Genomic DNA, 26,587 nt, shown 5'->3' with positions numbered 1-26,587 from the left:
CCGAGCGCGACCGCGGCGTACCCGGCGGCGACGACGGCGATCGCTGTCGCACCGGCTCGTCGGGGATGCGAGGCGACCCGGTCGTCGCCGAACCAGTAGAGAGCCGCTAGCAGGCCGAAGAGGAACCACGGGTCCGCGAGGTGGGTGAGGGCGGCGAAGGCGACGACGACCGCCTCGGGGAGCGCCTCGACGACGGCGAACTCGCCCACGCTGCGCGAGTCAGGTACGACGGCCGTGGGGTTGAGAGGTGACATGCGAGGTGCGGCCCCGGCCGATCAGTCGTCGCCGCGACGGCGGGCGTACTCCAACGCCTTGCCGGGCGTCTCTACGAGGTTGAGCCCGATGCCGACCATGATGAAGAGGGTGTACAGCCCCAGCGTCGAGAGCCCCAAGACGATCATGGCGGCGATGGCGTATATCCCGTTCAGCCACGCGAACGCGCCGAGCGTCAGTATCGTGCCGTACAGCAGGACGAGATACGGGCCCCATCCGCGGGCGTGTCCGCGTCGCATCCGCGACCGGACGTACCGTTTCAGCTCCGACTCCAGCGCCGGCTTCTCGACGGTCCGTCGCTGTACGTCCGCTTCGAACTCGTCGACCTGCGCGCGAAGCTTCTCGACCTCGTCCTCGAGGGCGGCGACGTCCGGGGCACCGCGCGGCCGCTCCCCGTCGTCGCCCTCGTCACGCTCCGACTGCCCGTTCATATCGGTGGGTCGACCGCGAGCGTGTTGTACCTGCCGGTCCGCGAGACTGGCGACGTCGTCGGAGGGGAGCGGAAGGGGCGAGCCGTCGGCCAACACCACGTTGAGCACCGCACCGAGTATCACGACGATCGCGGCGATGTAGAGCCACGTGACGAGCAGCAGGACGCCGCCGATGACGCCGTACACTTGGTACTGGCCGGCGCTCGCGGCGTACGCCTGAAACCCCGCTTGGAGGACGGTCCAGCCGACGGCGGCGAGGACGGCACCCGGGAGCGCCTCCCGAACCGTCACCGGCGGGTACGGTAGGAGGTAGTACATCGGGAGGAAGACGACGGTGAGCAGCACGGGAAGTCCCAGGACGCTCGCGACCTCCAAGAAGGGGACATCGATCGCGGTGACGGCCGCGCCGACGACGAGCATGACCGTGATCCCGACACCGATAGCCAGGACGACGGACCCCGCGTCGGTCAGCTGTTCGAGGAAGCTCACGTCGTCGTCGACGCCGTACACCTCGATGAACGCGGTGTCGAGCCCGCGGAACACCTTCAGCGTCGACCAGAGCAACACCCCGAGTCCGAGGATACTGGCCCCAGCGCGGCCCTGCGCGGACGCGACGGCGGCGCCGATGGCCTCCTCACCGGCGGGCGTGAGGAACTCGCCGGTGAGCGCGAGCAGCCGGGCCGCGACCGCGTCGCCGAAGACGGTGCTCGCGACGACCAACAGCAACAACAGCGCGGGAATGAGGGAGACGAACGCGTAGTACGCGACGCCGGCGGCGAGGAACGTCACCCGCTGGTCCTGGACCGCGTCGACGACGCGTCTGGCCGTGTCGAATCGAGGGGTCGCGTGTCGGGTCACGACCGTCGGTTCGGCCGACGGCTACTAAACCGGTCTGGTGGGACGGGGGTGACGAGGCTCGACATCGCTCCGTCGAGGAGCGCACACCCGGTGTCGGGCCGACGGGGACGCCTCACGCCTCGTCGACGACGACCGACCGCATCTCCGGGATCGACGCGTCCGTCTTGACCGCGGTCCCGCGGTAGTGGGCGCGACTCGCGGCGTAGCCGACCGCACGGAGCCGCTCGACGAACTCGTCCATCCCGATCGCCGGCTCTCCCCACTGTTTGTACAGCCGATGCTGGTCGTAGTGGGTCGGCGTATCGAGCTCGGTCGCGACGGTCCCGAGCAGTTTCCGCGCGCGTTTCGCCTCGCCCATATCGTCGGTGACGCGAGCACGGACCTTCCGGGCGAACGCCGCGTCCGCGACCGGTCCGAGCCAGATCGGCCCGGCGGTGAGAACGCGATCGCTCCCGCAGATCGGACACGTGTCGGCGGGGTCGGCGATCAGCCCGGCGGTCGGCTCGCGCCAGAGGCAGTCCTCACAGTTGTCGACGTACCCCAGCTGGTCGATGCAGCCGTCGGCCGCCTGCGCGCCGGACTCCAGCTCGAGGTAGGTTCGCGCGTAATGCCGCGAGACGTGCGAGAGGATCGGCCGGGCGGCCTTGTCGTACCGGGCCGCGGTACGGACCAGCGCGGAGATAAGCGTCCGGAGGCCCATCTCCGGGTGGTAGTCAGTGTTCCGCGGCACCGCGCCGTACTTCCGGATCCCGCTCGCGAGATGGGCCCCACACAGCGGCGCGGTGTCGGTCGCGGTGACACAGACGAGGTTCCGCGTGTTCGCGAAGGCGGCGTCCGCGAAGGGGATCGGCGTGCCGTACGGATCCAGATCGACCACGTCGAAGAACTCCTCGTGCAGCAGGGCGTTGACGTCGCGGTGGGCCGTCTCTCCCTCGAGACCGTTGGCGGCGAGGTTTTCGGCGGCCAGCTCGATCGCGTCGGCGTCGACATCGGCACAGGTGGCGTCGTATCCCTCGGCAGCCGCCCGAACCCCGCGGATCCCTGAAGCCGCCATCGCGTCGAGGTACGTCGCCGCTCGCGGTTCGCGCTCGCGATAGGCACGCAGTGTCGCGACCGTGATGTCCCGGTTCAGCTCCTGTGTCGGGTTGAAGAAGACGCCGCCGCCGGTCCCCTCGCTCGCGCCGTCGCGAGCCTCGGGGACCCGTACCGTGACGCCACCCTCCTCGATCTCCATGCCACGGCTTCGGCGATCCGGAACAAAAGCCCCCCGCTCCCACCGCCCGGGATCGGGCGTGAACGTTATCGGGGACGGTGAGCCAGAGAGAAGTATGGTCTCCGACGACGAGCGGGCGGTCGAGGACGACCGCTTGGCGCTCGACGACGGCGGTGACGTGACCGACCGCTCGGTCCTCCGACGACAGGGGGCGTTCGTCGCACTCACCTTCTGCGGGATGGTCGTCGGGCTCCTCGGGAGCTGGTTCGGCGCGTCCCAAACGGTCGTCTGGGGCAGCTACGCAGTGGCGTACGCATTCGGCGGCTGGTACGGGCTCAAAGAGAGCGTTCGGGCCCTCCGCGAGCCGGCGATCGAGATCGACCTGTTGATGATCCTCGCGGCGACCGGCGCGCTGTACATCGGCGCACCGTTCGAGGGAGCGATGCTGTTGTTCCTCTTCTCGCTGTCCGGCGTGTTAGAGGAGTACGCGATCGGGCGGTCCCGGAGCGCGATAGCGTCGCTCGTAGAGATGCGCCCGGAGTCCGCGCGGGTGCTGCGGAACGGCGAGGAGAGGATCGTCCCGATCGACGAGGTCGAGATCGGCGACGTGTTCGTCGTCCGGCCGGGGGATCGGCTCCCGCTGGACGGCGTCGTCGTCGACGGCGAGAGCACGGTCGACCAGTCCTCGCTGACCGGCGAGTCCGTTCCGGTGAGCAAGGAGCCCGGTGACGACGTGTTCGGCGGGACGATTAACGAGACGGGGAGCCTCGAGGTGGAGGTGACACGCGAGTCCGACGACTCCGCGATCGCCCGGCTCATCCACATGGTCGAGCGCGCACAGTCCAAGCGGGCACCGACCCAGCAGCTCATCGACCGGTTCGAGCAGCCGTACGTGGTGAGCGTGCTCGCGATGACGGCCGTGGCGATCGCGATCCCGCTCGTCGTTCTCGATCACGCCTTCGACCCGACGTTCTACCGCGCGATGACGCTCATGGTCGCCGCCTCCCCGTGTGCGGTGATCATCTCCACGCCGGCGGCGGTGTTGTCCGCGATCGCCGCCGGCGGCCGACAGGGAGTCCTGTTCAAGGGCGGCGAGCACATCGAGACGGCCGGGAACGTCGACGCAGTCGCGTTCGACAAGACGGGAACCCTGACCGAGGGCAATACGCGGCTGACGGACGCGATCGCTCGCCCCGACCTCGCGGTGTCGGCGCGAACGGATCGGTCGGCGGGGACGGGAGCGGATCGGGAGACAGGAACGGAAGTACCGATGAACGACGACGACCTGCTGGCGCTCGCCGCCGCGGTGCAGTCTCGGTCGGAACACCACCTCGCGGCGGCGACGGTCGACGCCGCGGTGGACCGCGGACTGGAGATCCCTGATGCCAGCGGCTTCGAGGCGGTCGTCGGCAAGGGCGTCCACGCCGACGTCGACGGCGACACGATCCACATCGGTAACGTGCGGTACTTCGAGACGGTGACGGCCGACCGATCGATCGACGGTCTCGATCGGGGGATCGATCGGCTGCGGTCGCTGGAGACCGACGGGAAAACGAGCGTGCTCGTCGTCCGTGAGGCAAGCGGCGAGCAGGGAACCGGGAGCGGCGACGGGGCGGGATCCGGGAGCGACGACGGCGACCTGCGCCTGCTCGGCTGGCTCGCGTTCACCGACACGATCCGCGAGAACGCGGCCGAAACGATAGCGCGGCTACGCGAGGCGGGCGTCGAAACGGTCGTCATGCTCACCGGCGACAACGAGCGCGTGGCCCGACACATCGCGGACGAGGTCGGGATCGACGAGGTACACGCGGAGCTGCTACCGGAGGAGAAGGTCGACCACGTCGAGGCGTTACAGGACCGTCACGAGGCGGTCGCGATGGTCGGCGACGGCGTCAACGACGCGCCGGCGCTCGCGACCGCGGACATCAGCGTCGGCATGGGCGGCGCGGGAACCGACGTGGCACTCGAAACCGCGGACATCGTGCTCATGTCCGACGACCTCGGGAAACTCCCGTACGCGTTCTCGCTCAGCCGTGAAACGCGAAAGACACTGTACGTCAACTTCGCGATCGCCTTCGGCGCGATCGCGATCATGATCGTGGCGATCCTCACTGCCGGCATTCCCCTCCCGCTCGCGGTAGTCGGCCACGAGGGGTCGACCGTCCTCGTGAGTTTGATCGGCCTCCGGCTGCTCCGGTTCGAGGGGTGAGATCCGTTCGATCGATGTCCGTCCGAAGCCTCCCGACATTCGCCCGGCGACTCCCCGACATTCGCCCGGCGTCCCCCCGACATTCGCCCGGCGACTCCAGACGTTCGCCCGGCGACTTCCGGTGTCCGTCAAAACAGGCCGGTGACGTTCCCGTCGGCGTCGACTGTCACGTCCTCTGCGGCTGGCTCCGACGGAAGCCCCGGCATCGTCATTACATCGGCAGTCTTGACGACAAGGAACCCGGCACCGGCGGACGGGGTCACTTCCCGAACCGTTAGCGTCCAGTCCGTTGGCACGCCCGTCGCCGAGGCGTCGTCGGAGAGCGAGTACGGCGTCTTCGAGAGACAGAGGGGGAGGTCGTCGTACCCATGGTCCGCGGCGCGGTCGATATCGTCGCCCGCCCCGTCCACGAACTCGACGCCGTCCGCCCCGTACACCTCCCGGGCGACGGTCATGATCTTCTCACGGATCGGGGCGTCGAGATCGTACAGCAGTTCGAACTCGCGGTCCGCCTCCGCGGCAGTCAGAACGTGACGGGCGAGGTCGGTCCCGCCGGACCCGCCCTCCTGGAACACGGTGGAGCGTGCGACCGGGACGGACGTCTCTGCGATCGCGTCCTCGAGCGCGGCCAAGTCGGCCTCGTCGTCGTCCGGGAACACGTTGATCGCGACGACAGCAGGGATCCCGAACGACTCGACGATCCCGACGTGGTGTCGGAGGTTGGCCGCACCCACGCGGACCGCTTCCGGGTCCGGGTCGTCAAGCGCGTCGAAGTCGGTTGGCCACATCTCCAAGCCATGTCGTTTGACGGCCCGGACGGAGGCGACCACGACGCCGACATCGGGAACGATCCCCTGTCGGGCGAGGACGTGGGCGAACTTCTCCGCGCCGAGATCCGCGCCGAACCCCGCCTCCGTTACGAGGAAATCCGCCAGCGACGCCCCGACCCGGTCGGCGACGAGCGTGTTGGTCCCGTGGGCGATGTTGGCGAACGGGCCGCCGTGGACGAACGCCGGGACGCCCTCGTTCGTCTGGACGAGGTTCGGCCGGAGGGCGTCACGGAGCAGCGCCGTGACCGCCCCGGTCACGCCGAGGTCGGCAGGCGTAACCGGGTCGCCATCGGTGTCATACGCGAGCACGATCCGCCCGATCCGCTCCTGCAGGTCTTCGAGATCCGCAGCCAGCCCCACAACCGCCATCAGCTCGGAGGCGGCAGTGATCACGAACTCGTTTTCCCGGGGGACGCTCCCGGTCGGGCCGCCGAGCCCGACGACGGTCTCGCGGAGCGCGCGGTCGTTCACGTCGAGCGCCCGCGGCCACGTTACCCGCCGGACATCGACGTCCAGCTCGTTCCCGTGGTGGACGTGGTTGTCGAGCGCCGCCGCAAGGAAGTCGTGTGCGGCCGTGACCGCGTGGATGTCGCCGGTGAAGTGGAGATTGATCGACTCCATCGGAAGGACCTGCGAGTAGCCGCCGCCCGCCGCACCACCTTTGATCCCGAACACCGGACCGAGCGAGGGCTCCCGGATCGCGATCGCCGGTCGCTCGCCGAGCTCGGCGAGCGCTTGACCGAGTCCGACCGTCGTAACCGTCTTTCCCTCGCCCTTCGGCGTCGGCGTCATCCCGGTGACGAGCACGACGGTTCCGTCCGCATCGCCTTCGGTCGCCGACCGTACCGCCTCCGTGGTCAGCTTGGCGACGCCCTCACCGTGGGGGGCGATGTCGGTGGGGTCCAGTCCGAGGTCGCCCGCGACCGCCTCGATCGGGCGGAGCGTGACTCCTCGAGCGATCTCGAGGTCGCTTTCGATCGGGCCTGGATTGGGTCCTGACATACGGTCGCGTTGAACGGTCGCCGTGAAGATAGTTGACCTTCCGGCCCGCCCGGCCGGAACGCAGGCGGATCGCCACGTATGCCCCGAACCGGTTCCGTCAGTACGAAAGAAGCGAGTACGCGATACAGCCCAGCCCGGCGGCGATGAACAGCGACTCCATCGTGTAGAGGACGAGGAGATGGCGTGCCACCAGCCAGTCTCCGCCGCCGATCCCCGGCGCGTACAGGGCTTCCGCGACGATACTCGCCGTGATGAGGCCGAACCCGAGAGTCGTGTACTTGAGCGAGTCTTGATCGAGGCGTTTCTGTGCGCGATAGCTGAGAACCGTGAGCACGCTCCCCAGCGTGAACACGAGGAGGTTGCTCACGATGAACATCCAGAGTGCGGTGTTCGCCATCTCAGTCCTCCGTCGGTGATTCCGAGGTCAGGTCGGGGAGATCGGTTCCGACGGACCGGCGGTGGCCCTCACCCAGGTCGCGGAACAGCTCGCCGAACTTGTCAACCGTATCCTTGCGGATCTCCAGGTTGACGGTGAACTCACCGTCTTCCACCCGTACGTTCACTTCCTGTAGGTCGGTCGCGTACTGCTTCGAGTGGTTCCCGTCGGTGTCGACGACCTGCTCTTCGGAGAGCATGTCGTACTCGACGAGGACGGTGATCCGTCGATAGATCGTCGGCAGTGACGCGTCACAGATCCGTTCGAACTCCTTGGCCGACAGCGACCGCACGCTGGCGGCCGCCAGGATCCGTCGACTCTCCTCGCTGGCCAGTACCTCGAATATCCCGCCGGGGTCCCATTGGTTGCTCATGATCGGTGGTGGTCGTCACGCGGATCGGTGTGCCGGGCCCGTTCCCTGACGTCCCGTCGTCCACACGTACTCGCACCATGCCATTAGGGATGTGGGTCATCCATCGCTCCAACGCACCGAGGGGTTTCTCGGAACCTAACGATCCGAAACGGGTGTTTCCATCGTCCAGCCCCCGTTACAGAGGTCCGACGCCGTCCGAACTTAGCGGTTTGAAGACCGATGTAACACTAAGGAGGATCCGGGTGGAACGGCGAACCAGCGCGGAGAGACACACAGTATGCCACTCGAGATACGGGAGCGTGAACTCCCCGGCGTCGGCGTCCGATACGAGGTCGACCTGACACAGGAGGAGAGCATCGCGACGGTCATCCACAACAGCGGGAGACGAGGGTTGTACTATCGCGAGGACCCTGCGGCGGACTACGAGATCGTCGCCGAGCTGTCCGATTCGCAGGCGCGGGCCCTCGGACTGCTGCTCGTGGGAGCGTACTATCAACCAGTCCCCGCCCGCACCGGCGAGGTCACCCCGACTGACGAGCACACGAAATGGTATCAGATCAGGCAGAACGCGCCAGCAGTCGGGAAGACGGTCGGCGAGATCGACGCCGGGACGGACGGGGAAGCCGCGATCCTCGCAGTCGTCCGGAGCGGTGAGCGAACCGCTCACCCACCGGAGACGTTCACGCTGGCGGTCGACGACCATCTCGTCGTTATCGGCGATCAGGCCGCACACCAGGAGCTGGACGAGCTCTTTCACGACACGTGACGCGCCGTATCGCGACCGGAACCGACGCGTGACGGATCGGATCGAACGCGATCACCGGGCCCATATATCCGAGACCCGTTCGTCGACTCGATGCGACCTATCAGCCCACGCCCACCGATGAACCGAACACTCCGTGAGTAATGGTCGGAGGAAGCGTCACGATCGCGACCGACTTCGCGCTGATCGTGTTGACAGCGGTGGCGCTGGGGTACCTGTTCCGATTGTCGGGACAACCGACCATCGTCGCATACATCTTCACGGGGATCGTCCTCGGCCCGGTGTTCCTCGACGTGATCACCGAAGGGGAACTCGTCGAGCTCATGGCGGAGCTGGGGTTGGGGTTCCTGCTGTTCTTGCTCGGTCTCAAGCTCCGGATCGACGATATCCGGGAGATCCTCCGACCGGTGATCAACATCGCGATCTGGCAGACGGTGCTTCAGACGGCCTTGGCGTTCGTGGTCGCGTACGCGCTAGGGTTCACCCTCGTGCAGACGACGATCATCGCGCTCGCGACCGTCTTCGGGGCGACGCCGATCATCGTCAAGGTACTCGCCGATAAAGACGAGCTCACCTCGCTCCCGGGGAAGATCGACGTCGGCGTGTTGATCCTTCAGGACATCTATCTCGTCGTCCTGCTCGCGATCCTCGGCGCGGAATCGTTCGACGACCCGGCGACCATCGCGGTCAACATCGGCGAGATATTCCTGTTGATGGCCGGAATCGGCGTTTTCTCGTATCTCGCCGCACGGCACGTACTGCCCGAGCTGTTCAGGATCGTTGCGGGCGACCGGGAGGCGTTTTTCATCGTCGGGATCGCGTGGGCGTTCCTGTTCATCTACGGTTCGATGGCGCTCGACCTCTCCATCGAGGTCGGGGCGTTCCTCGCGGGGTTGAGCCTCGCACAGGTGCAGTACACGACCGAGCTCACGGAGCGGGTCAGACCGCTCACGGACCTGTTCATGGTCGTGTTCTTCTCGAGTATCGGGCTCCGCATCGCCGCGGACGACCTCTTCGCGTTCTGGCGGGAGGCGGTGATCGCCTCGGCCGTGCTGATGATCGGTAACTTCCTCATCATGTTCTACCTCATCGACCGCGAGGATTTCACCCCGGAGACCTCGTTCCTCGGAAGCCTCAACATGGTCCAAGTCAGCGAGTTCTCGCTCGTCGTCGGCGCGTTGGCCGTCCGACAGGAGTTCATCGACGAGCCGGTGTTGGGGTATCTGAGTCTGATGGCGATCATGACGATGAGCCTTTCGACGTACCTGATCAAGTACAACCACCAGCTGTACGACGTCACGAAGCCGATATGGGACCGCTTCGAGAGCGACGAGAAGCGGGACGTCGACGTGCGATCCTATCGCCAGCACGCCGTGGTGATCGGCGTCGACGACGTCACCGAACCGACGTTACCATTGCTCCACGAGGCGGTCGGTGATGTAGTCATCGTCGATCGAAACCCGGAGACGTCCGAACGGTTCGCTGACACGCCGTACGACGTCATTTATGGTGACTTCAAGCACGGCGAACTCCGCAAGGAGGCAGGGATCGGACGGGCGTCCGTGGTCATGTCTTCGTCGGTACAGCCGGAGATCAACGAGATCGCGATCCGCGAGTCGGCGGACGACGCGCTCGTCATCGTCGAGTCGGACGGCGTTGACGCCGCCGTTGACCTCTATGAGGCGGGCGCGCACTACGTGACGATCCCGACCGTTCTCGCGGGGATCCGGATCCGAGAGTATCTCACTCGATACATCGAGGACCGTTCCTCGTTCCGGCATACCGTCGAGGAAGACATCGAACGGCTCCGTTCGACCGCCGAGGGGAGTGGGCCGCGCGACCCGGCGGCCGATCGCTTCGAGACGGACGGTGAGACCGATGTCTGAGCTCGTCGAGCCGCTGGCGATCGTTTTCATGACGGCGGCGCTGACGCTACTGGTCGCGACTCGTTACCCCATCCCGGCGGTCCCGCTGTATATCCTCGTCGGACTCGGGATCGGCGTCGGCGATCTGATAGACCCGGGAACGACGCTCGAACTCGCCCAGCTGGGGATCGCGTTCCTCGTCTTCGCGTTCGGCGTGAGCGCCGAGCCGAGCCGGTTCCGGTCCGTCGCCAGGGACAGCGAACACGTGGCGGCCGTCCAAGTGCTCGTCGTCGGCGGGATCGGGTTCGGGATCGGGCTTCTGTTCGGACTCGACCCGATCCCGGCAGCGTACTTCGCGGTGGCGGCCGCGTTGAGCTCCTCGCTCGTCGGCCGCGAGCTCGCGGAAGGGGAGATCCGACTCAACCTGATCCACGGACGGCTCACCGAATCGATCCACTTCGTCCAGGACCTGTTCGCCGTCGGTATCATCCTGATCCTCGGAACCGCGACGTTCACCCTCGATGGAGTCGCTCTCCAGCTCGGATACGGCGTGTTGCTGCTCGCCGGTGCGATCCTCATCCGAGTCTACCTCTTCGGGCTCTTCGTACGGCTCTCCGGTGACTCGGACGAGCTGATCATGCTCACCGGGATCGGGATCCTCATCGGCTTCCTCGCGCTCGCCGAACTGCTCGGCGTGTCGATCGTCGTCGGTGCCTTCGCCGCCGGGATCTCGATCACTCAGGAGTTCGAACACAACCTGGCGCTGTTGTCCGCGCTCGAATCCATCGAGAACTTCTTCACTGCCATCTTTTTCGTCACGCTCGGTAGCCTCGTGGTTGCGCCCACGGTCACCGTCCTCGCGATGGCGGGGACCCTCGTCGTCGGGATCGTTATCGTCAAACCGCTCGTCACCGCCTGGGCACTGATCTATCAGGGATACGACCCGCGGACGGCCGCCCTCACCAGCTTCAGTCTGGATCAGATCAGCGAGTTCGCGCTGATACTCGCCATCAGCGGCCTGTTGGTCGGGGCGATCCCCCAATCGCTGTTCGACGCCATCATCCTCGCGGCGGCGGCGACGATGGTGACGTCGTCAGTCACGTACACTTACGAGGACCGGTTCTATCGGGTGCTCGACCGAATCGGAACGTTTGGGTCGGCACGGGAACGCACGCGCGCTCGAAGTTCGATTCCCGATCAGCCGCTGGAGGACCACGTCGTGGTCGTCGGCTACGGAAAGCTCGGCAGCAGTATCGTCTCCATCTGTCGGCAACTCGACAAGCCCGTCGTCGTCGTCGAGAGCGACCCGGATCGGTTCGAGCTCGCCCGGGAGTTCCATGAGACCTGCGTGTTCGGCGATGCGATGAACGACGACGTCAAGGCGCTCGTCGCACCCGATCGGGCCGACCTCGTCGTGTCGACCGCTCCCGACCGCCCAGTCTCGGACCGACTCCTCTCGTGGGAGACCGACGCGGACGTGATCCTGCGTGCGGACGACACGGAGACCGCAATCGAGCTCGTCGACGCCGGCGCGACCTACGTCAACGTCACCGACTTCCTCGCAAGCGAACAGTTCGGCCGGACGCTGGCCGAACTCATCGGTGCCGACGCCTCACCCGAGGAGCTACGCCGAGAGAACTACCGCTCGCTCAGGGAGCGGGTGTCCGACTCGGGGATCGTCGGACAGATCGGGCCCGAAGGATTCGATTCCGGCCTCAAGTGAGCTCGAATTGCGGGCCGCTACTCCGAAATCGGGGACGCGATCACGTTCGGGGAACCGCCCGGAGGATAGGTGGTGCCGACCGGAGCGGTTCGTGCGCGTACCCCAAGCCGCAGAGGAGCTCTTTGACGGCCGCTGTGTCCGTATGCACCTCGCAGTAGATGACCCGCGGCCGGTGTTCCCGGATCGTTGCTTCCAGACCACGGAGAACCGCCGCCTCGGTACCCTCAGTGTCGGTCTTCAGGACATCCGGCGGCGGGATCTCGCCGTCGGCAACGAGGGTGTCGCCCGCGGCAGCGTGGACTCGGACCGTGTCGTCCGGGCCCTCACCGTACACGCCGGACACGTGTGCGGCCGGGAGCATCCGTCAGAGATACGATCTCTCGTACGGCGGCGACAGACTCCCAGCAGCGGGTGAGGGGATCGGACGGTTCGATTACTCAGCGACGATCCGTCCCGATATCGCGACCGCGACGACCGCGAGCACGATCCCGGCGACCACGTCCGTCACCCAGTGGATCCCCAACGCCATCGTGGAGACGACGACCGACGACCCGAGGACGGCCGCGACCGCGAACCACCGTTCGAACTCGGTTCGAGTCGTCGCAGCGACCAGCAGAACGGTAACGGAGAGCGCGGCGTGTAACGAGGGGAAGACGTTCGTGTTCGTGTTCACGAGCGCCGTTATCGACGTGATGTCCGGAACGAACTCCAGAAGCGGCGCGTCCGCGCTCGTCCCGTCGCTCGCCCGGGCGGCGTTGCGCGGACCGTAGGCGACGACGGCTGCATAACAGCCCACCGCGACCGCGTAGTTGACCGCGTACGCCGCGACGAGCCGCTTCATCGGTTGGGCCCGCTCGGCGAACAGATAGACGAGCAGGGGCGCGACCAACAACACCGCGTAGCCAACCACGTAGACGGCCGCGAAGTAGACCGTCGCCGGCGTCGGGAGCAGGCTCTGGAACGAAACGACGATGTCACCCTCGATCGCGTGGAGCGTTGCCGTCGCCTCGACGCCGTACGCGTGAGAGAACCGTTCGATGACGCCTTGGAGGCCCTTGTTCACGACCAACACGAGCGCGAGCGCCCCGACGTACGGGACGACCGCACGCAGCCGCTCGGCGAACCATCCGGGCCGTCTGCGTGCCGCACGAAGCCGGTCCGGTCCGACACACAGCCAGCCGACGGCGGCAATGCCGGCGAGCGTGGCGACGAGTATGACCGCCGCGAGCACGAGGACGCCTAGATCGAGCACGAGTGACGAGTAGGGTGACCGAACAATCAGCGTACCGGTCGATGACGCGTTCGCTCACGACAGTGTAAGTTAGCCCGGCAGATGCGTTATCGCCTGACCAGCTCAAATCAAGAGATGCGGTAAACTTCAGTAGACAATTTCAAATTAGCCTATTTTGAAATAGGCTATTTGGAAGTGTTATTCTCTGTCACAGTGGAGTGGGTGTATGGACCGCTTCGTGAATCGGGAAGCCGAACTCTCTCGGTTACGCGGATGCTACGACTCCGACGATCCAGAACTGGTCGTGGGTTTCGGTCGGCGACGCCTCGGAAAGACACAGCTCGTCCGACACTCGCTCTCCGACCGTGACGACGCAGTCGTCTATCAGGCCACAGAGACTACCTCCCAAATACAGCTCGACGAGTTCGTCGATGTCGCCTCCGAAAACGTTCCGGACATCACGTAGATCAAAGGGAACTGGGAAGCGTTGCTCGGATATCTGGGGGATCAGGACGGAGTCGTGGTTCTCGACGAGTTCCCATACCGAATCGATGCCGACGAAAGCCTCCTCTCGGTCATTCAGCGACTGTGGGACCGGCGACTCCAGAACACCTCGGGGACGCCTCTCTTGGTCGGGTCGTCGATCAGCATGATGGAGGAAGCGACGCTGCTCGGGAACAGTCCACTGTACGGCCGATTCACGGAACGACCCGACCGCCGACCCCTCGATTTCGCCGCTGCACAGGAGTTCGTTCCGGACGGATATTCGCCCGAAGAACGAATCTTCACGTGGGGAATCTTCGGTGGCGTTCCGTACTATCTCGATGGCGTCGATCTCGGACGGGACGATGGTCGTGAGGGAATGCAAGTTCACGAACGCACCGCTTGACTACGGGGCCCTCGCTTCTCTCGAAGACCACGCGGTGGAGATACGCTGGATGCCGGACGTCGGTGAGAGAAACATCAAGTACGCCTTATTCCCCCGGAATGGTGCAACACAGTCCGTCCTAGAAGCTGTATCCGAGCGCGATAACGTACAACTGTTCGGGCTCGGTGATATTACGGACCAAGCGTAAGGGCGCTATCAAACGCTATGAAGGCGAGAGAGGCACGATAGCTGACGCTTGGAATCAAGCGAGTCGCAGAACCGGCTACGCGGCTTTTGATAAAGCTGCGTAAGAACGCCCAGAACGCGCGGTTACGTTCTAGAACTGTTCTTACTCGTTGCCGAACATCTGGCGCATCATCGGATGCATTTCCATCAGCTGCTCTTCGGCGATCTCTTCGTACAGCTTGTAGGTGATGGAGACCGCCAGCAGTAGGCCCGTTCCGGAGACCTGCCCGATCGTGCCGAGCAGGTTCGCCATGACGGCGAGCAGCCCAACGAGCGCGCCGCCGATGACCGTCACCTGCGGGATGTACCGCTCCATGACCTTCTCGACGACCTGCGGGTTCCGGCGGAAGCCGGGGATTTGCATCCCCGAGTTCTGGATCTGTTTTGCGGTCGCCTCCGGCCCCATCCCGGTCGTCTCGACCCAGAAGATCGCGAAGATCGCACCGCCGATCACCATGAACGTCAGGTCGATAATTATTCGAACGGTGATCATCCACGGCTCAACGGTCGCCGGGATCTCTCCAAGGAACCACATCCATTCCTCACGACGCTGGATCGGGTTCAGGTAGTAGAACACCCCGGAGACCGGTTCGCCCTGGTCACCGTACACGCCGAGCCACTCCGGCATCCCCGCCCACTGCGAGGAGAGGATCTGCCCGATGAACTGGATGTTCGCCTGCAGCGCGCGAACGAGGATCATCGGCAGGACAGAGGCGTAGATGAGTTTCACCGGGAAGCGGCCACGAGCGCCTTTCACGCGGGCGTGTGACAGCGGGATCTCGACGCGGACCGACTCCGCATACACGACGATCCCGAAGATGAACACCGTGGTGAACAGCGCGAGGACGTTCCCCGGGTCGAACAGCAGGTTCTGGAGCCCCTCGGCCGTGAACGGCGAGCCGAGCGCGATCTCACCGATGATGATCCCGTACCAGCTGGCGAAGAACCCGGAAGTGCCGAGCGCGGAGAAGCTGAAGAACCCGCCGATGATCTGCTGGCTCACCGCGGCGATAATGAACAGCCCCACGCCGGATCCGACGCCCCACTTGCTCACGATCTCGTCCATGAACAGGATGAGGACGCCTCCGATGAACACTTGTGTGAATATCAGCAGCTCGACGCCGAACCCACCGATCCCGAGCGCCTCACCGACCGCGGGGTCGGCTGGAAGGAACTCGCCAGTGAACACCATCGGAGCGGCGGTCAACGCCGTGACGATGATCACGAGGAGCTTCTGGAGCCCCTGGTACAGCACCTGATCGCGTGGATCGTTGGTGTCCAACCCGAGTAGGTTCGCCCCACCTAGGAGCTGGAGGACGATGGACGCCGTGACGATCGGACCGATACCGACCTGGAGCAGCGAGCCGTGCTCACCGGCGAGCACCGACCGGAACTGCCCGAAGAAGTCGGTCCCCTGTCCGGCGACAAGCCCGAAGGGGTTGATGTTTGTCAGGAAGAAATAAACGATCAGGATCCCGGCCGTCCACGCCAGCTTTCGCTTGAACGGGACGTGACCCGCCGGGCGATCCACGACGGGCATCCGGGTGAGTACCGGTTCGGCGACTTCCTTCCAGCTCATAACTTACGCCTCGTTATTATTCTCGTCCGAAGTGTTTTCCGGTTCGTCGTCGGCGGGTTCGGCGCGATCGGAAAGGACCGCGTCGCCGCCGGCGGACTCGATACCCTCGACTGCGCCGGCCGTGAACGCGTCGGCCGTCACATGGAGCTCGTTTCGGACCTGCCCGCCACCGAGAACCTTCACGACGTCGGCGTCGTGCCCGTCGTCAACGACGTCGCGTGCGTCGATAACGTACGCGTCGCCGTCCTCCTCGGCGAGGCCGTCCGCGACGTACAGCGCCGCGTCTTCGTCGAGCTTCTGGGCTTTGACCTCGAGGACGTCAGTCTGCGCGTCCTCCGGCCGCTTGAACCCGTGCTTGCCGAGGGGTCCGTAGTTGTGGAACTCGTGTTTCGAGCGGCCCGCAGCACCGCGACCGCCGCGGTGACCGGCACCGCGCCGGTTCTTGTGCGTGCCGCCGCCGTGTGTCCGAGAGCCTCGCTGTCTGCGTTTCTTGTCTGTCATCGCATCGCCTCCAAGAGCGAATCGATCTCTTCGGTCGAGTGTCGGCCGAGCTCGCCGCCCTCGATGACGGGGTGTTTGATCCCGTCATGGCCGCCACGCGGCGCGTGCAGTCGAAGCGTCGGGGAGAGACCCTGCTCGCGCAGCGTCGTCTCCTCGCCGACGACCGCCGCGGCCAGCGCCTCGACGTCGTCGTACTCCGTGTTGTCCGCGATCCACTCGTCGTCGATATCGGCGTCGCCCTCGAGCGGTTCGCCGCGCCGTTCGATGGTGGCCGCGACCGCTTCGACGCTCGGTTCGCCGAACGCGACGAGGTCGTTCACCTTCGTGATCATGCCGCGATAGGAGTCGGTCTCCGGAACGAACGTGGCGTGGTTGACGCGCCCGACGTTCAGCATGTCGAGCGTGTCCTCGACGCCCTGTTCGACGTTGACCTCACCGCGGAGCTGGACTATCGCCTGCATCACTCGCTCACCTCGTCGTAGTGGACCTGTCGAGCGTGCTGCGGCGTTCGGGACTGCGCTGCGTTCTCCAAGGCGTTGAACGTCGCTTTCGCGAGGTTCACCGTCGTACGGGTGTTGCCGTCAGAGCTCGTCCACGCGTCCTCGACGCCGGCGAGCTCGAGGATGTTCTTGACCGTCTCGGCGGCCGCCAGCCCGAGCCCCTGCGGGGCGGGCTTGATCTCGACGGTGACGGAGCCCGCCTTCCCCTCTGCTTTCCGGGTGAGCGAGTTCGTTCCGCCGGGTTGGTCCTCCCACGACCCCGAGCCACGGTCGACCTTGATTACGTTCAGTTTCGCGACGTCGATCGCCTTCTGGATCGCGCCGCCGACCTGATCGTCACGCGCCTGCGCGTAGCCGAGGTAGCCGTCGCGGTTCCCCACCGCCACGACACACCGGAACTTCACGCGCCGACCGGAGTCGGTCATTCGCTGGACCATGTTGATGTCCAGCACTTCGTCTTCGAGCCCCGGGAGGAGCTGGTCGACGATCTCGGCCTCCTTCAGCGGGAGCCCGGAGTCGAGTGCCTGTTCCATGGACGTGATGTCCCCGTCCTGTACCTTGCGGCCGAGACGCGTTCGCGGCTCCCAGCCGTCGTCGTGTCTACTCATGGGTCTCCTGTAGCTCGTCGAGCACGTCGTCGAAGTGCTCGGGTAACTCGCTGGCGTCGAACTCCCCACTGTACAGCGGCTCGTCGAGCTGCTCGGCGTACGCGGCGATATGCTCGCCACGCGTGCGCGACCAGTCGGCCAGCACGTCGTCGTTGTGGGGGATCTCGAGGCCCGCGTCGATCGCTCCTTCCTGTACTGCGAACGTCTTGTTGCCGGGCGTCGCCGTGTTGAGCCCGATGTCGAGTACGGCCTCTTCGAGGCCGGCGTCGACGGCGCGAGCGCCGGCGAGGTATCCCGTGAGGTACGCGCTGGGGAGATTGCCCGTCGGGGCGTCCCAGCCGTACTCCGCGAGGTCCTCGCTCGTGGCTGTCGCGTGGGTCTCATCGCCGTCGGATCCGGGGGTAACCAGCTGCGCCCTGACGTGAGCGTTGCTCACCCGAGCGACCAGGCGAGGCTTGCCCGATTTCAGCAGGCGCAACCTCTGGTGGTAATCCGTCCGGACCTCGCGGCGGCGCCGCATCGGCACCTTGTATCGTGGTCCTGTCGCCATTATTCTCTCACCTCGTAACCGTACTGCGTCTCGATGAACGCCTCCAGACGGGCGACGTCCTCGAACTCGCCACCGCTCGCTTTGTTGTAGAGCGTGCGGTATTCGCTGGCGTCGAGCATGTCCGCCTCGTCGCGGAGCTCCTTGAGGCGCGCACGCTGTGCGCGGATCCGCGCCTTCCAGTCGTCTTTCGTGTTCTGTCGCGCACCGGCTTTCCCTTTCCGGGTGCCGGCGCCGGACTGATGACCGTACGAGCGCTTCTCGGCGCGCTCTCGGGCCCGACCGCGGGAGTTCGTCTTCGCGTCCTTCGCGCGGATCGTCCCCTGGTCGATGAGCTCGCGGATGTCCTCGCGAGTGATCGCGTCGGCGATCGCCTCCTGTGCCTCGGGGTCGAGCCAGACGCGGCCCTTGCCGACGTCCAGCTCGTCCGCTGCAAGCCGTTTCTGTGCTTTCAGGTCACTCATCGTCGACCTCCACTTCGACGTAGGTCGGATTGAGAACGCGGATCTCGCGCTCCTCCGCCTCGTCCTCGATCAGTTCGCGTTTCCGGCCGCCGACCTTCGAGGCGATCCGTACCGCCTGCGTGTCGCCGTCGACGCCCTCGAGGTCGTCCGTGTTGTGAACACGGACCTCCTCGAAGCCGCTCGGATGCAGGTCGCGCGACGCGGTCGGCGAGCGGAACCCCGCCTCGACGACGTCGCCTTTGCCTTTCATCCGGCGGCGCTGCTTCGAGAGCCCGCCGCGCGGCTTGCGCCACGAGGTCGGGATGCGCTTCTTTTTGTGGTAGTCCTGCCGGTTGAACTGGGGTTTCCCCTCGCGGTGCTTCTGTGCGAGCGCGCGAGCGGTATCGTCGTCCAGCTCCGGCGTCTTGTCGGCGTGACCACGGGGACGAAGCTCCGTCTCGACCGTCTCGTCGGCGTCGGCCTCCTCGTCGGCGGCCTCGTCCTCCTCCTCGGTCTCGTCTTCGATCTCCGCGTCCGCCTCCTCGTCGACCTCCAAGCCACCGACGTCGGCTTTGATACGCGCGGCGAGCGCGTTCCCGACGCCGTCGACCTCGGAGAGCTCCGACTGGGAGGCGGCCTTCACGTCCTCGACCGTCTCGTAGCCGGCCGCACGAAGGGCGTCCGCCTTCGAGGGACCGACACCGCTGATGTCTTCGAGCTCGTCTGCCATGTTAGGCACCTCCAGTAGGCTTCTCGACGATGTACACGCCGTCTTGGAAGACACGCGTGTCCTTGTCGGTCACCTTCGTCAGCTGTTCGATGTCGGCGGCGGTCTGCCCGACGGCCTCCTTGTCGGAGCCCGACAGCGTAACCGTCTCGCCGTCTACCTGTACGTCCGTATCCCCGCGGATCGGGGCGCGCCGTGCGGCCCGCTCACCGAGGAAGTTCTCGATGACGACCTCGTCGCCCTCCACGTTGACCTGCATCGGGAAGTGGGCGTAGAAGACTTCCATCTTGTACTCCCATCCGTCGGTCACGCCGTGGATCATGTTGGAGACGTGGCTCTCGAAGGTGCCGACCGTGGCGTTCGTCTTCGCGTCCTCGTTCTCCGAGGCGATCACGACCGCGCCGTCCTCGACCGACACGTCGATGTCGGGGTACCAGAGGCGTCGCGTGACGCTTCCATTGGGACCCTCGACCGTGAGCTCGAGGTGGTCGATCTCGGCGGAGACGTCGTCCGGGATCTCGATTTCGACTCTGTTCATTGTTAGTATACGTATGCGATCACTTGGCCACCGATGCCCTCTTCGCGGGCCTCGTAGTGACTCATGACGCCGTGGCTCGTCGTGACGATGAGCGTCCCGTAGTCACGGGCGGGGAGGTATCGCTTCTCCCATTTCTCGAACTCGTCCGCACCCGCCGAGTAGCGGGGCTTGACGGCACCACATTCGTTGATCGCGCCTTTCAGTTCGACCTCGAACTTCCCGGCTTTCCCGTCGTCGACGTACTCGAAGCCGTCGACGTACCCGCGGTCGTAGAGGACCTCGAGGACGGAGCCGATGATGTTCGAAGCGGGCTCTACCGTGTACGACAGGTGGCCGACGCTCTCGGCGTTATCGACGCCTGCGAGCGCGTTGGCGAATGGATCGTTTCCTGTCATGATCAGCTGTACTTCTCGAATCCCATGTCTCGAGCGACCTCGCGGAAGCACTGCCGGCAGAGGTTGATGTCGTACTTGCCGACTAACCCCTGCTCGCGGTCACACCGCCGGCACGAGTGCCGGTGACCGGTGCGTTTCGCCGCGTGCTCGCCCGTCTCGTTGTTCGCTTCACTCATGCCGTTATCTCCACGTCGAAGTTCGTTTCGAGGAACGCGATCGCGTCCTCGGCGGTCATCCGATGGTTCGACGGGATCGATCGGGTGACCTTGTCGCGTTTGGCGACGCGGTACCCCGGCCGGACGATCGTCGTCGTCACGTCGAGCCCGTAGATACCGATGTTCGGGTCGTATTCCTGGCTCGGGAAGTCGGTGTGGTCCTCGACCCCGAAGCTCAGGTTCCCCGTGTCGTCGAACTGGCTCTCCGCAACGTCGACCAGATCGAGTGCGGTCTCGAGGAACTCGTGTGCGTCCTCGCCGCGAAGCGTCACCTTGACGCCGATCGGGTCGCCCTTGCGGATCCCGAACTCGGCGATGGTGCGCTTCGAGGTGGTCCGAACGGACTGCTGTTCGGTGATCTCCTCGATGATCTCCTCGGCGTCCGCGAGCGGCTCACCGCCCTGGCCGACGCCCATGTGGACGACGACCTTCTCGAGGGTCGGCTCGCGCATCTCGTGGGTCACGGTCTCGGCGTCACTCATCGCTCTCACCCGCCTCGTCGGCGTCGGACTCGGCCGCCGCCTCCGCGGCGTCCTCGTCGTCCGTGAAGTTCTCGTCGATGACGACGACGTACTCCTCGACGGTCTCGTACCCGTCACCGTCGTCGCCGACGACAACGGTGTTCGAGCCCGATCCGAGGGTGACGTCGATCGTCTCGATCGTCCCGATGCTGCCGGCGTGCTGGCCGGCGACCGCGGTGACGAGCGCGCCCTCCTCGTACTCGAAGTGGGCGACGATCTCCTTCGACTCGTTGTCGATGACGATCGAGTCCTTGGTGTCGTAGTCGGCGTCGACATCGACACGCACGTTGGTGCCGTCGTGGAGCGTCAGCTGGGCGTCGCCGCCGGGAACGACCGTCTTGTTGACGACCTTCCCGAGGCGGCTGCCCGCGGACTCCTCGTCGATGGGCGTCAGCGCGAGCCGACCCCCCTCGTCGGGGAAGACGCGGAAGTACTCCCCGCGAACGGGGAACGCCAGGATGTCGAACATCCCGATCGGACGCTGTTCGTCCGAGATCGCGTCCCCGTTGACGAGGACCGAGTCGGTGTTCAGCGCGTAGCGCGCCTCCTTCGTCGAGTCGACGTAGCCGAGCACGTCCCGCAGCAGGACGACGAGCGGAACCCCGTCCTCACCGTGCGGGCCGGCGCCGGCCTTCACGGTGAACGTCTGGGTCTTCCGCTCGACCGGCCATGAGTTCGGTACTGCCAGTCGTTTCTGATGTCGCGTCATTCGTTGTCCTCCTGGAGCCGCGCCTCGCGACGCTCGTCCGTGAGGTCCAGCTCCGTCACGCGGACGTTGCTCGCCGGGAGCGGGCGGGGAGCCTCTTCCCCGTCCGCTCGCTCGACGGTCACGTCCTCGACGGTGATCCGCTCGTCCGTGAGGTCGACCGAGAGGACCTCCCCCTCGGTGCCCGCGGCGTCGCCGCGGAGTACCTCGACGGTGTCGCCCGCGTTGACGCGGACGTTTCGCTGGCCGTACTCCTCGCGGAGTTCGTCCGTGAGCGTGGCTCGGACCTGTCGCTGTCGCTCGTGAAGCGACGCGGTCTCCGACCGTTTTCGTTGTTTGCGTGGCTGTTTCGTCATTGTTATACGATCATCGTCGCGGTCGACGCGATGCTCCCGTATCGCTCGGCGACCTCACGCGCGACGGGACCTTTGATCTCGGTCCCGCGCGGTTCGTCGAGGTCGTCGATGATGACGGCCGCGTTGTCCTCGAATCGGACCCGCGTACCGTCGGGACGGCGGATCGGCTTGCGCTGGCGGACGACGACCGCCTCCAGCACCTGCCGCCGCATCTCCGGCGTCCCTTTCGTGACCGATACGGTCACCTTATCGCCGATACCCGCCTTCGGATGTCGGTTCTTCGTGCCGGAGTACCCCGACACGGAGATCACCTTGAGCTCGCGTGCGCCGGTGTTGTCGGCACACGTGATGAGCGACCCCTTCGAGAGGCCCGGCGTGACGTCGGCTTTGAGCGCCTCCATCACTGATCACCCGACAGGTTCTCGACGACGACGTGTGATTTCGTCTTCGAGAGCGGTCGCGTCTCCGCGATCGTCACTTCGTCACCTTCCTCGAGCGAGTCGAGCACGCCCGGCACGTGTGCCGGAATGCGCGACCGACGCTTCATGTACCGATCGTATTTCGGTACGAACACGTCGTATTCTCGCTCGACGATGACGGTCTTTTCCATATCCGTCGACACGACCGTCCCCTCTCGGAGCTGGCCGCGGACGGGAAGCTCCCCGTAAAAGGGGCACTTCTCGTAGTCGTAATCCTCCGGGTCCGTTGGTTCCGGAGGCATGGGTACGTCTATTCCTATCGCCATTGTGAGACTCCTCGTTCGGTGCGTTCGGCGGGCCGGTCCCGCAGCCGCGTACCATCCACCGTAACGTAGCCTACGCCTTTGCACTCGCCTCGCCGGCTCGCCGAGCCCGCGTCGTCACCGACGACGACGGTTGTGGACTCGGACGGGCCGGACTGACGGGGGCGGACCCCCGTAGTATCCGACCCGAGTTGGGACGCAGACCCCGACGACTGGCCGTCGTCGGCGGCTTCATCTGTGCGTGCGGTCGCCGTCTCGACGACCGCGAACTCGAACGTCGTGCCCCGCTTGGGCACTCGTTTATCCCCCGATCCGGTCCGCACCACGAGGGTGTTGACCGTCTCGAACAGCACGCGACCCGCGATCCCGACGTGGGCGTCGCTGTCGGCGTCAGCCACCCGAACCGGGAGGCCGACGAGTTCGTGCCGTGTGAGCGTTTCGGGGGAGATCATCGTTACTCGTCGTCGAAGTCGCCTTCTTCCTGCTGGATCGTCTTGATCCGCGCGATCGTCTTCTTCAGCTCGTTCATGCGGCCCGGGCTCTCGGGCATCCCGCCGGCCGCCTGCTGTGCCTTCGTGTTGAGGAGCTCCGTCTCGAGCTCCTCCAGCTCGACCTCCCGCTCGGCGGCGGTCATGTCACGGATCTCTTCGGTGTAGAGGATAGCCATTGTTACTCGTCCTCCTCGTCGTCGGCGGCTTCCATCTCCGCGACCAAGTCGGCCGCCTCGGACTCGATCTCCTCGTCGAGCTCGTCGAGCTCGTCCGGTTCACCGTCGACATCGCCGGTCTCGACCGGCTCCTCGGCAGGAACGTCCGTCGCGTCACCGCCGGCGTCGGCGGCCTCTTCGACGACCTCCTCGACGACTTCCTCGTCGATGACGTCCGCCGGGTCCTCATCCGGGACCTCGACGTCGTCGTCGGCCCCGACGTCCGGGACATCCTCGGGTTCCTCCTCCAGAAGCGCTTCGACGCCCTCGTCGGCGCCCGCACTGGCCTGTTCGACCTCCGGGACCTCGGCGTCCTCACGGATATCGAAGTCGTCCGGGAGCTTCGCACCCGGCGGGATGATCTTCACGTTGACCCCGATGGTGCCGAGTTTCATCACGGCGACGCCCTGGCCGTGGTCGACGACCTCCTGGGCGGGCTCGCCGTTGTGTTTGATGTAGCCCCGGTTGAACTTCTCGACACGCGAACGCGCGCCGGTGACCTTCCCGCTCAGGACGATCTCGGCGCCCAGCGCGCCGGCGTCCATGATCCGGTCGATCGTCGTGTGACCCGCCTTCCGGAAGTACCAACCCCGTTCGAGGGCGTTGGCGAGACGGTCAGCGACGATCTGGGCGTTCAGGTCGGGCTCGTCGACCTCCTGAACGTCGATCTGGGGGTCGTCCATCCCGAATCGCTCTTCCAGCTCCGTGGTGATCTTCCGGATGTTCTTCCCGCCTTTCCCGATGACCATCCCGGGCTTCTCCGCCTTGAGGACGATCTGGGTGCCCATCGGCGTCTTGGCGACGTCCATGCCGCCGTAGCCGGCGCGCCCGAGCTCGTCGGCGAAGAACTCGTTGATCTGTGAACGGCGAAGGCCGTCCTCGATGAATTGGTGTTCGTCAGCCATTAGTCGTCACCCTCCGGCTCCTCGATGATCAGTTCGACGTCCGCGAGCGTCGTGTTCCACTGGGTGGCACCCGCCGCGCGCGGGTTCCGACCCGGTCGCTCGCCGACCTTGTGCGGGGCGACGTGTTTGATAACCATCTCGTCGCCGTCGAACCCCTGCTCGATCGCGTTGTTCTTGACGTTCTCTAGGAGCTTGAGGAAGTCCTTCGCGGCCTTCTCGGGGTATCGGCCCGCGTCCCACCCGTCGATGTCGGACCGGTGGCCCGCGCCAGCGTTGTGCTGGCGCATCGGGACCGACCGCTCCTCGTCGATGACGGCGTGGAGGAACTCCTCGGCGTCGGCGACGGTCTCGCCTTTGATCTCCCGGGAGATCTCCTTGCTGTCCTTCACGCTGATGGGCCGGTCGCGGAGCATCCCCTTGGCGGTGGTCTCCGGGTCGGCCTCGACGCTGTAATTGATTCCCATGGGTTACTTGAGGGGCACGAACTTCGAGGACCGGGTCGCGCCGATGCCGGCCTGGCCGTGTGAAACGGTGCTTCGAGTGAGGTGGAACTCGCCGAGATAATGACCGATCATCTCGGGTTCGACCTGCACGCGCTCGAAGCTGTGGCCGTTGTACACGGAGAAGGTGATACCGACGAACTCCGGCAGGATCGGCATGTCGCGCAGATGCGTCCGGATGGGGTCGTCGGCGGTCTCCTCTTTGTCGCGGTTGCGGGCCTTCTCGAGCAGTTTCTCGTGCTCGACGCCCAGCCCTCGCGTGATACTTCGCCGCTGGCGTGCGGGGAGCAGTTCCGCGACTTCGTCTACGTCCATTTCCTGCAGCTCGTCGAGCGAGTGACCGCGGTAGGCGAACTCTTTGCCCTCGCGGCCGGTACGGTATTCGGAACTCATTTGTTGCTACCTCGTCCGGTGCGTTTGGATGCGATGTCACCGACCTTCCGTCCCGGCGGGGCGTCCCGCGAGACGGACTTCGGCTTGCCGGGGTGCTGTCGGCCACCGCCACCGAACGGGTGGTCGACGGCGTTCATCGCGACGCCGCGAACGCGCGGGTACTTCGTCCCACGTGCTCGCATCTTGTGATGCTTGTTGCCGGCCTTGACGAACGGCTTCTCCGTCCGTCCACCGCCGGCGACCACGCCGATCGTGGCGCGGCACTGCGGGTCGAGCCGCTTCACTTCGCCGCTCGGCAGCTGGACGACCGTGACGTCACGGTCGTGGGTGAGAAGCGTCGCCGAGACGCCCGACGCGCGGGCGAACTTCCCACCGTCGCCCCGGTTGCTCTCGACGTTACAGACGGGGACCCCCTCGGGGATCTCCGCCAGCGGCAGGGTGTTGCCGGGTTTGATCTCCGCGCTCACGCCGACCTGGATCGTGTCGCCCACGCTGACGCCTTCCGGCGCGAGCACGAGGCGACGGTCGTCGTCCTCGAACGCGATCTCCGCGAGGGGAGCCGAGCGGGCGGGGTCGTGTTCGATCCCGACGATCTCGCCGCTGATCGTGTCGGCGTCCTCGAGTGTTTTGTGCGACAGCTCCGCCTTGTAGCGGTGGGACGGGGCCCGGAACGTCGGGCCGCCGCGTCCACGCCGCTGTCCTTGGATTCGTCGTCCCATCTCAGAACACCCCGATACGGGAGGCGATCTCGGTCGCGTCGTCGTCGTCCGACAGCGTGACCGTCGCCTTCTTTTTGCCTTTCGACGTCACCTGCGTGTTCACATCGTCGACGACCACGTCGTACCGGCGCTCCACTTCGTCGCGGACCTCCGGTTTCGTCGCGTCGACGTCGACGAGGAACAGCAGCTTGTTCTTGAAGTCCATCTCGTTCATCGCCTGCTCGGTCACGAGCGGGTGTTCGATGATCGAGCTCATCGGTCGGCCACCTCCTCGACCGCGCTCTCGGTCCACAGCGTGAGTCGACCCGGGTGTGCACCGGGCGCGAGGTCCTCCGCGTTGACCTCGCCCGCAGTCGCGACGTCAACGCCCGCGAGGTTGCGGGCGGCACGCGACGGCGTCTCGCTGGTGACGACGAGCACCGATTTCGGCTGGCGGTACTTGCGGCCGCGGGCTTTCCCTTGTCCCGCGCGGACGGAGCGTCCGTCCTCGGCGCGCTCGATGTCGGCATCGACGCCGACGGCTTCGAGCACGCCCAGGGCGTCCTGGGTCTTCTCGAGGTCCTCGAACTCGTCGCTCACCACGAGCGGGAGGTCGAGGTCCTCGTCGAACGCGTGGCCGCACTCGGCGACGAGCTCGGCGTCGACGGTGGCCGCGATGGCCGACC

The 26,587-nt window shown here is 65.8% G+C and carries 34 protein-coding genes and 2 pseudogenes; 5 read left to right on the top strand and 31 right to left on the bottom strand.

Features of this window, described 5'->3' with window-relative positions:
• From ACFQEU_RS01490 to ACFQEU_RS01480, 3 genes and pseudogenes are all read right to left on the bottom strand, one after another.
• Positions 1-254: pseudogene (locus tag ACFQEU_RS01490) on the bottom strand (phosphatase PAP2 family protein); the annotation flags it as partial.
• A 21-nt stretch (positions 255-275) separates the two neighbouring features.
• The gene (locus ACFQEU_RS01485; RefSeq protein WP_379778513.1) at positions 276-1,562 is read right to left on the bottom strand and encodes a YhjD/YihY/BrkB family envelope integrity protein; all 1,287 of its coding nucleotides are present in this window, start codon (positions 1,560-1,562) and stop codon (positions 276-278) included.
• A gap of 112 nt (positions 1,563-1,674) precedes the next feature.
• Positions 1,675-2,796, bottom strand: a complete 1,122-nt coding sequence (locus ACFQEU_RS01480; RefSeq protein WP_379778511.1) for a tRNA (guanine(26)-N(2))-dimethyltransferase — start codon at positions 2,794-2,796, stop codon at positions 1,675-1,677.
• Between the two features lie 94 nt (positions 2,797-2,890).
• On the opposite strand from ACFQEU_RS01480, the gene ACFQEU_RS01475 reads away from it, so the two are divergent.
• Positions 2,891-4,984, top strand: a complete 2,094-nt coding sequence (locus ACFQEU_RS01475) for a heavy metal translocating P-type ATPase (protein WP_379778509.1) — start codon at positions 2,891-2,893, stop codon at positions 4,982-4,984.
• A 128-nt stretch (positions 4,985-5,112) separates the two neighbouring features.
• On the opposite strand, the gene ACFQEU_RS01470 is transcribed toward ACFQEU_RS01475, so the two are convergent.
• The 3 genes from ACFQEU_RS01470 to ACFQEU_RS01460 all read right to left on the bottom strand — a co-directional run bounded on the left by ACFQEU_RS01470 (position 5,113) and on the right by ACFQEU_RS01460 (position 7,625).
• A complete protein-coding gene (locus tag ACFQEU_RS01470; RefSeq protein WP_379778507.1) occupies positions 5,113-6,816 on the bottom strand; it encodes a formate--tetrahydrofolate ligase in 1,704 nt (567 codons plus the stop codon).
• Positions 6,817-6,913: 97 nt separating this feature from the next.
• Positions 6,914-7,213: a DUF7521 family protein gene (locus tag ACFQEU_RS01465; protein WP_379778505.1), complete on the bottom strand. Its 300-nt coding sequence runs from the start codon at positions 7,211-7,213 to the stop codon at positions 6,914-6,916.
• A gap of 1 nt (position 7,214) precedes the next feature.
• Positions 7,215-7,625, bottom strand: coding sequence for an ArsR family transcriptional regulator (locus ACFQEU_RS01460; RefSeq protein ID WP_379778503.1), 411 nt, complete (start codon positions 7,623-7,625; stop codon positions 7,215-7,217).
• A gap of 277 nt (positions 7,626-7,902) precedes the next feature.
• Here ACFQEU_RS01460 and ACFQEU_RS01455 point away from each other — a divergent pair, with 277 nt between their 5' ends.
• The 3 genes from ACFQEU_RS01455 (at position 7,903) to ACFQEU_RS01445 (ending at position 11,976) form a co-directional block, all read left to right on the top strand.
• Positions 7,903-8,391 carry a cation:proton antiporter regulatory subunit gene (locus ACFQEU_RS01455; RefSeq protein ID WP_379778501.1) on the top strand — a complete coding sequence of 163 codons (489 nt, stop codon included), beginning with the start codon at positions 7,903-7,905 and terminating at the stop codon, positions 8,389-8,391.
• Positions 8,392-8,531: 140 nt separating this feature from the next.
• Entirely contained in the window at positions 8,532-10,274 is a 1,743-nt protein-coding gene (locus tag ACFQEU_RS01450; protein ID WP_379778499.1) for a cation:proton antiporter domain-containing protein, read from the top strand.
• Entirely contained in the window at positions 10,267-11,976 is a 1,710-nt protein-coding gene (locus ACFQEU_RS01445; protein ID WP_379778497.1) for a cation:proton antiporter domain-containing protein, read from the top strand. The genes ACFQEU_RS01450 and ACFQEU_RS01445 overlap by 8 nt, the downstream gene beginning before the upstream one ends.
• A gap of 40 nt (positions 11,977-12,016) precedes the next feature.
• Here the strand turns inward: ACFQEU_RS01445 and ACFQEU_RS01440 are convergent, their stop codons facing one another.
• On the bottom strand, positions 12,017-12,319 hold the full coding sequence (locus ACFQEU_RS01440; protein WP_379778495.1) for an FkbM family methyltransferase: 303 nt from the start codon (positions 12,317-12,319) through the stop codon (positions 12,017-12,019).
• Positions 12,320-12,409: 90 nt separating this feature from the next.
• On the bottom strand, positions 12,410-13,228 hold the full coding sequence (locus tag ACFQEU_RS01435) for a phosphatase PAP2 family protein (protein WP_379778493.1): 819 nt from the start codon (positions 13,226-13,228) through the stop codon (positions 12,410-12,412).
• Between the two features lie 205 nt (positions 13,229-13,433).
• Between ACFQEU_RS01435 and ACFQEU_RS01430 the strand changes: the two are divergent.
• Positions 13,434-14,283, top strand: a pseudogene (locus ACFQEU_RS01430) (AAA family ATPase).
• 141 nt (positions 14,284-14,424) lie between these two features.
• Here the strand turns inward: ACFQEU_RS01430 and secY are convergent.
• The 23 genes from secY to rplD all read right to left on the bottom strand — a co-directional run.
• Positions 14,425-15,900, bottom strand: a complete 1,476-nt coding sequence (secY, locus tag ACFQEU_RS01425) for a preprotein translocase subunit SecY (RefSeq protein WP_379778491.1) — start codon at positions 15,898-15,900, stop codon at positions 14,425-14,427.
• A gap of 3 nt (positions 15,901-15,903) precedes the next feature.
• Positions 15,904-16,401, bottom strand: coding sequence for an uL15m family ribosomal protein (locus tag ACFQEU_RS01420; RefSeq protein WP_379778489.1), 498 nt, complete (start codon positions 16,399-16,401; stop codon positions 15,904-15,906).
• Positions 16,398-16,862, bottom strand: coding sequence for a 50S ribosomal protein L30 (locus ACFQEU_RS01415; RefSeq protein WP_379778487.1), 465 nt, complete (start codon positions 16,860-16,862; stop codon positions 16,398-16,400). Before ACFQEU_RS01415 ends, ACFQEU_RS01420 begins: the two co-directional genes overlap by 4 nt.
• Entirely contained in the window at positions 16,862-17,509 is a 648-nt protein-coding gene (locus ACFQEU_RS01410; protein WP_379778485.1) for a 30S ribosomal protein S5, read from the bottom strand. The genes ACFQEU_RS01415 and ACFQEU_RS01410 overlap by 1 nt, the downstream gene beginning before the upstream one ends.
• Positions 17,502-18,059 carry a 50S ribosomal protein L18 gene (locus ACFQEU_RS01405; RefSeq protein ID WP_379778483.1) on the bottom strand — a complete coding sequence of 186 codons (558 nt, stop codon included), beginning with the start codon at positions 18,057-18,059 and terminating at the stop codon, positions 17,502-17,504. The genes ACFQEU_RS01410 and ACFQEU_RS01405 overlap by 8 nt, the downstream gene beginning before the upstream one ends.
• Complete coding sequence (locus tag ACFQEU_RS01400; protein ID WP_379778481.1) at positions 18,059-18,520, bottom strand: 50S ribosomal protein L19e; 462 nt, start codon at positions 18,518-18,520, stop codon at positions 18,059-18,061. The genes ACFQEU_RS01405 and ACFQEU_RS01400 overlap by 1 nt, the downstream gene beginning before the upstream one ends.
• A complete protein-coding gene (locus tag ACFQEU_RS01395; protein ID WP_379778479.1) occupies positions 18,513-19,229 on the bottom strand; it encodes a 50S ribosomal protein L32e in 717 nt (238 codons plus the stop codon). The genes ACFQEU_RS01400 and ACFQEU_RS01395 overlap by 8 nt, the downstream gene beginning before the upstream one ends.
• 1 nt (position 19,230) lies before the next feature.
• Positions 19,231-19,764, bottom strand: coding sequence for a 50S ribosomal protein L6 (locus ACFQEU_RS01390; protein ID WP_379778477.1), 534 nt, complete (start codon positions 19,762-19,764; stop codon positions 19,231-19,233).
• A gap of 2 nt (positions 19,765-19,766) precedes the next feature.
• Positions 19,767-20,159 (bottom strand): 30S ribosomal protein S8, encoded by a 393-nt coding sequence (locus ACFQEU_RS01385; RefSeq protein WP_209483241.1) that lies wholly within the window; start codon positions 20,157-20,159, stop codon positions 19,767-19,769.
• 2 nt (positions 20,160-20,161) lie between these two features.
• Positions 20,162-20,335, bottom strand: a complete 174-nt coding sequence (locus tag ACFQEU_RS01380; protein WP_379778474.1) for a 30S ribosomal protein S14 — start codon at positions 20,333-20,335, stop codon at positions 20,162-20,164.
• Positions 20,332-20,856: a 50S ribosomal protein L5 gene (locus ACFQEU_RS01375; RefSeq protein ID WP_379778472.1), complete on the bottom strand. Its 525-nt coding sequence runs from the start codon at positions 20,854-20,856 to the stop codon at positions 20,332-20,334. The genes ACFQEU_RS01380 and ACFQEU_RS01375 overlap by 4 nt, the downstream gene beginning before the upstream one ends.
• Entirely contained in the window at positions 20,849-21,604 is a 756-nt protein-coding gene (locus ACFQEU_RS01370; RefSeq protein WP_379778470.1) for a 30S ribosomal protein S4e, read from the bottom strand. The genes ACFQEU_RS01375 and ACFQEU_RS01370 overlap by 8 nt, the downstream gene beginning before the upstream one ends.
• Positions 21,601-21,957: a 50S ribosomal protein L24 gene (gene rplX, locus ACFQEU_RS01365; protein ID WP_379778468.1), complete on the bottom strand. Its 357-nt coding sequence runs from the start codon at positions 21,955-21,957 to the stop codon at positions 21,601-21,603. Before rplX ends, ACFQEU_RS01370 begins: the two co-directional genes overlap by 4 nt.
• Positions 21,958-21,959: 2 nt before the next feature.
• The gene (locus ACFQEU_RS01360; RefSeq protein ID WP_379778466.1) at positions 21,960-22,358 is read right to left on the bottom strand and encodes a 50S ribosomal protein L14; all 399 of its coding nucleotides are present in this window, start codon (positions 22,356-22,358) and stop codon (positions 21,960-21,962) included.
• Complete coding sequence (locus ACFQEU_RS01355) at positions 22,358-22,702, bottom strand: 30S ribosomal protein S17 (protein ID WP_379778464.1); 345 nt, start codon at positions 22,700-22,702, stop codon at positions 22,358-22,360. Before ACFQEU_RS01355 ends, ACFQEU_RS01360 begins: the two co-directional genes overlap by 1 nt.
• Complete coding sequence (locus ACFQEU_RS01350; protein WP_379778462.1) at positions 22,693-23,151, bottom strand: ribonuclease P protein component 1; 459 nt, start codon at positions 23,149-23,151, stop codon at positions 22,693-22,695. Before ACFQEU_RS01350 ends, ACFQEU_RS01355 begins: the two co-directional genes overlap by 10 nt.
• A 2-nt stretch (positions 23,152-23,153) precedes the next feature.
• Complete coding sequence (gene rpmC, locus ACFQEU_RS01345; RefSeq protein ID WP_379778460.1) at positions 23,154-23,366, bottom strand: 50S ribosomal protein L29; 213 nt, start codon at positions 23,364-23,366, stop codon at positions 23,154-23,156.
• 2 nt (positions 23,367-23,368) lie between these two features.
• Positions 23,369-24,310 (bottom strand): 30S ribosomal protein S3, encoded by a 942-nt coding sequence (locus ACFQEU_RS01340; RefSeq protein ID WP_379778458.1) that lies wholly within the window; start codon positions 24,308-24,310, stop codon positions 23,369-23,371.
• The gene (locus ACFQEU_RS01335) at positions 24,310-24,774 is read right to left on the bottom strand and encodes a 50S ribosomal protein L22 (protein WP_379778456.1); all 465 of its coding nucleotides are present in this window, start codon (positions 24,772-24,774) and stop codon (positions 24,310-24,312) included. Before ACFQEU_RS01335 ends, ACFQEU_RS01340 begins: the two co-directional genes overlap by 1 nt.
• Positions 24,775-24,777: 3 nt before the next feature.
• Complete coding sequence (locus ACFQEU_RS01330) at positions 24,778-25,203, bottom strand: 30S ribosomal protein S19 (protein ID WP_379778454.1); 426 nt, start codon at positions 25,201-25,203, stop codon at positions 24,778-24,780.
• Positions 25,200-25,922 (bottom strand): 50S ribosomal protein L2, encoded by a 723-nt coding sequence (locus ACFQEU_RS01325; RefSeq protein ID WP_379778452.1) that lies wholly within the window; start codon positions 25,920-25,922, stop codon positions 25,200-25,202. Before ACFQEU_RS01325 ends, ACFQEU_RS01330 begins: the two co-directional genes overlap by 4 nt.
• Position 25,923: 1 nt before the next feature.
• Complete coding sequence (locus ACFQEU_RS01320) at positions 25,924-26,178, bottom strand: 50S ribosomal protein L23 (RefSeq protein WP_379778450.1); 255 nt, start codon at positions 26,176-26,178, stop codon at positions 25,924-25,926.
• A partial coding sequence (gene rplD, locus ACFQEU_RS01315) for a 50S ribosomal protein L4 (RefSeq protein WP_379778448.1) occupies positions 26,175-26,587 on the bottom strand: 413 nt, incomplete at its 5' end. The genes ACFQEU_RS01320 and rplD, both read right to left, overlap by 4 nt.

This window comes from Halorubrum tibetense (genome assembly GCF_042661865.1).
Classification (GTDB): domain Archaea; phylum Halobacteriota; class Halobacteria; order Halobacteriales; family Haloferacaceae; genus Halorubrum; species Halorubrum tibetense.
This window is presented reverse-complemented; position numbering and strand designations above follow the sequence as displayed.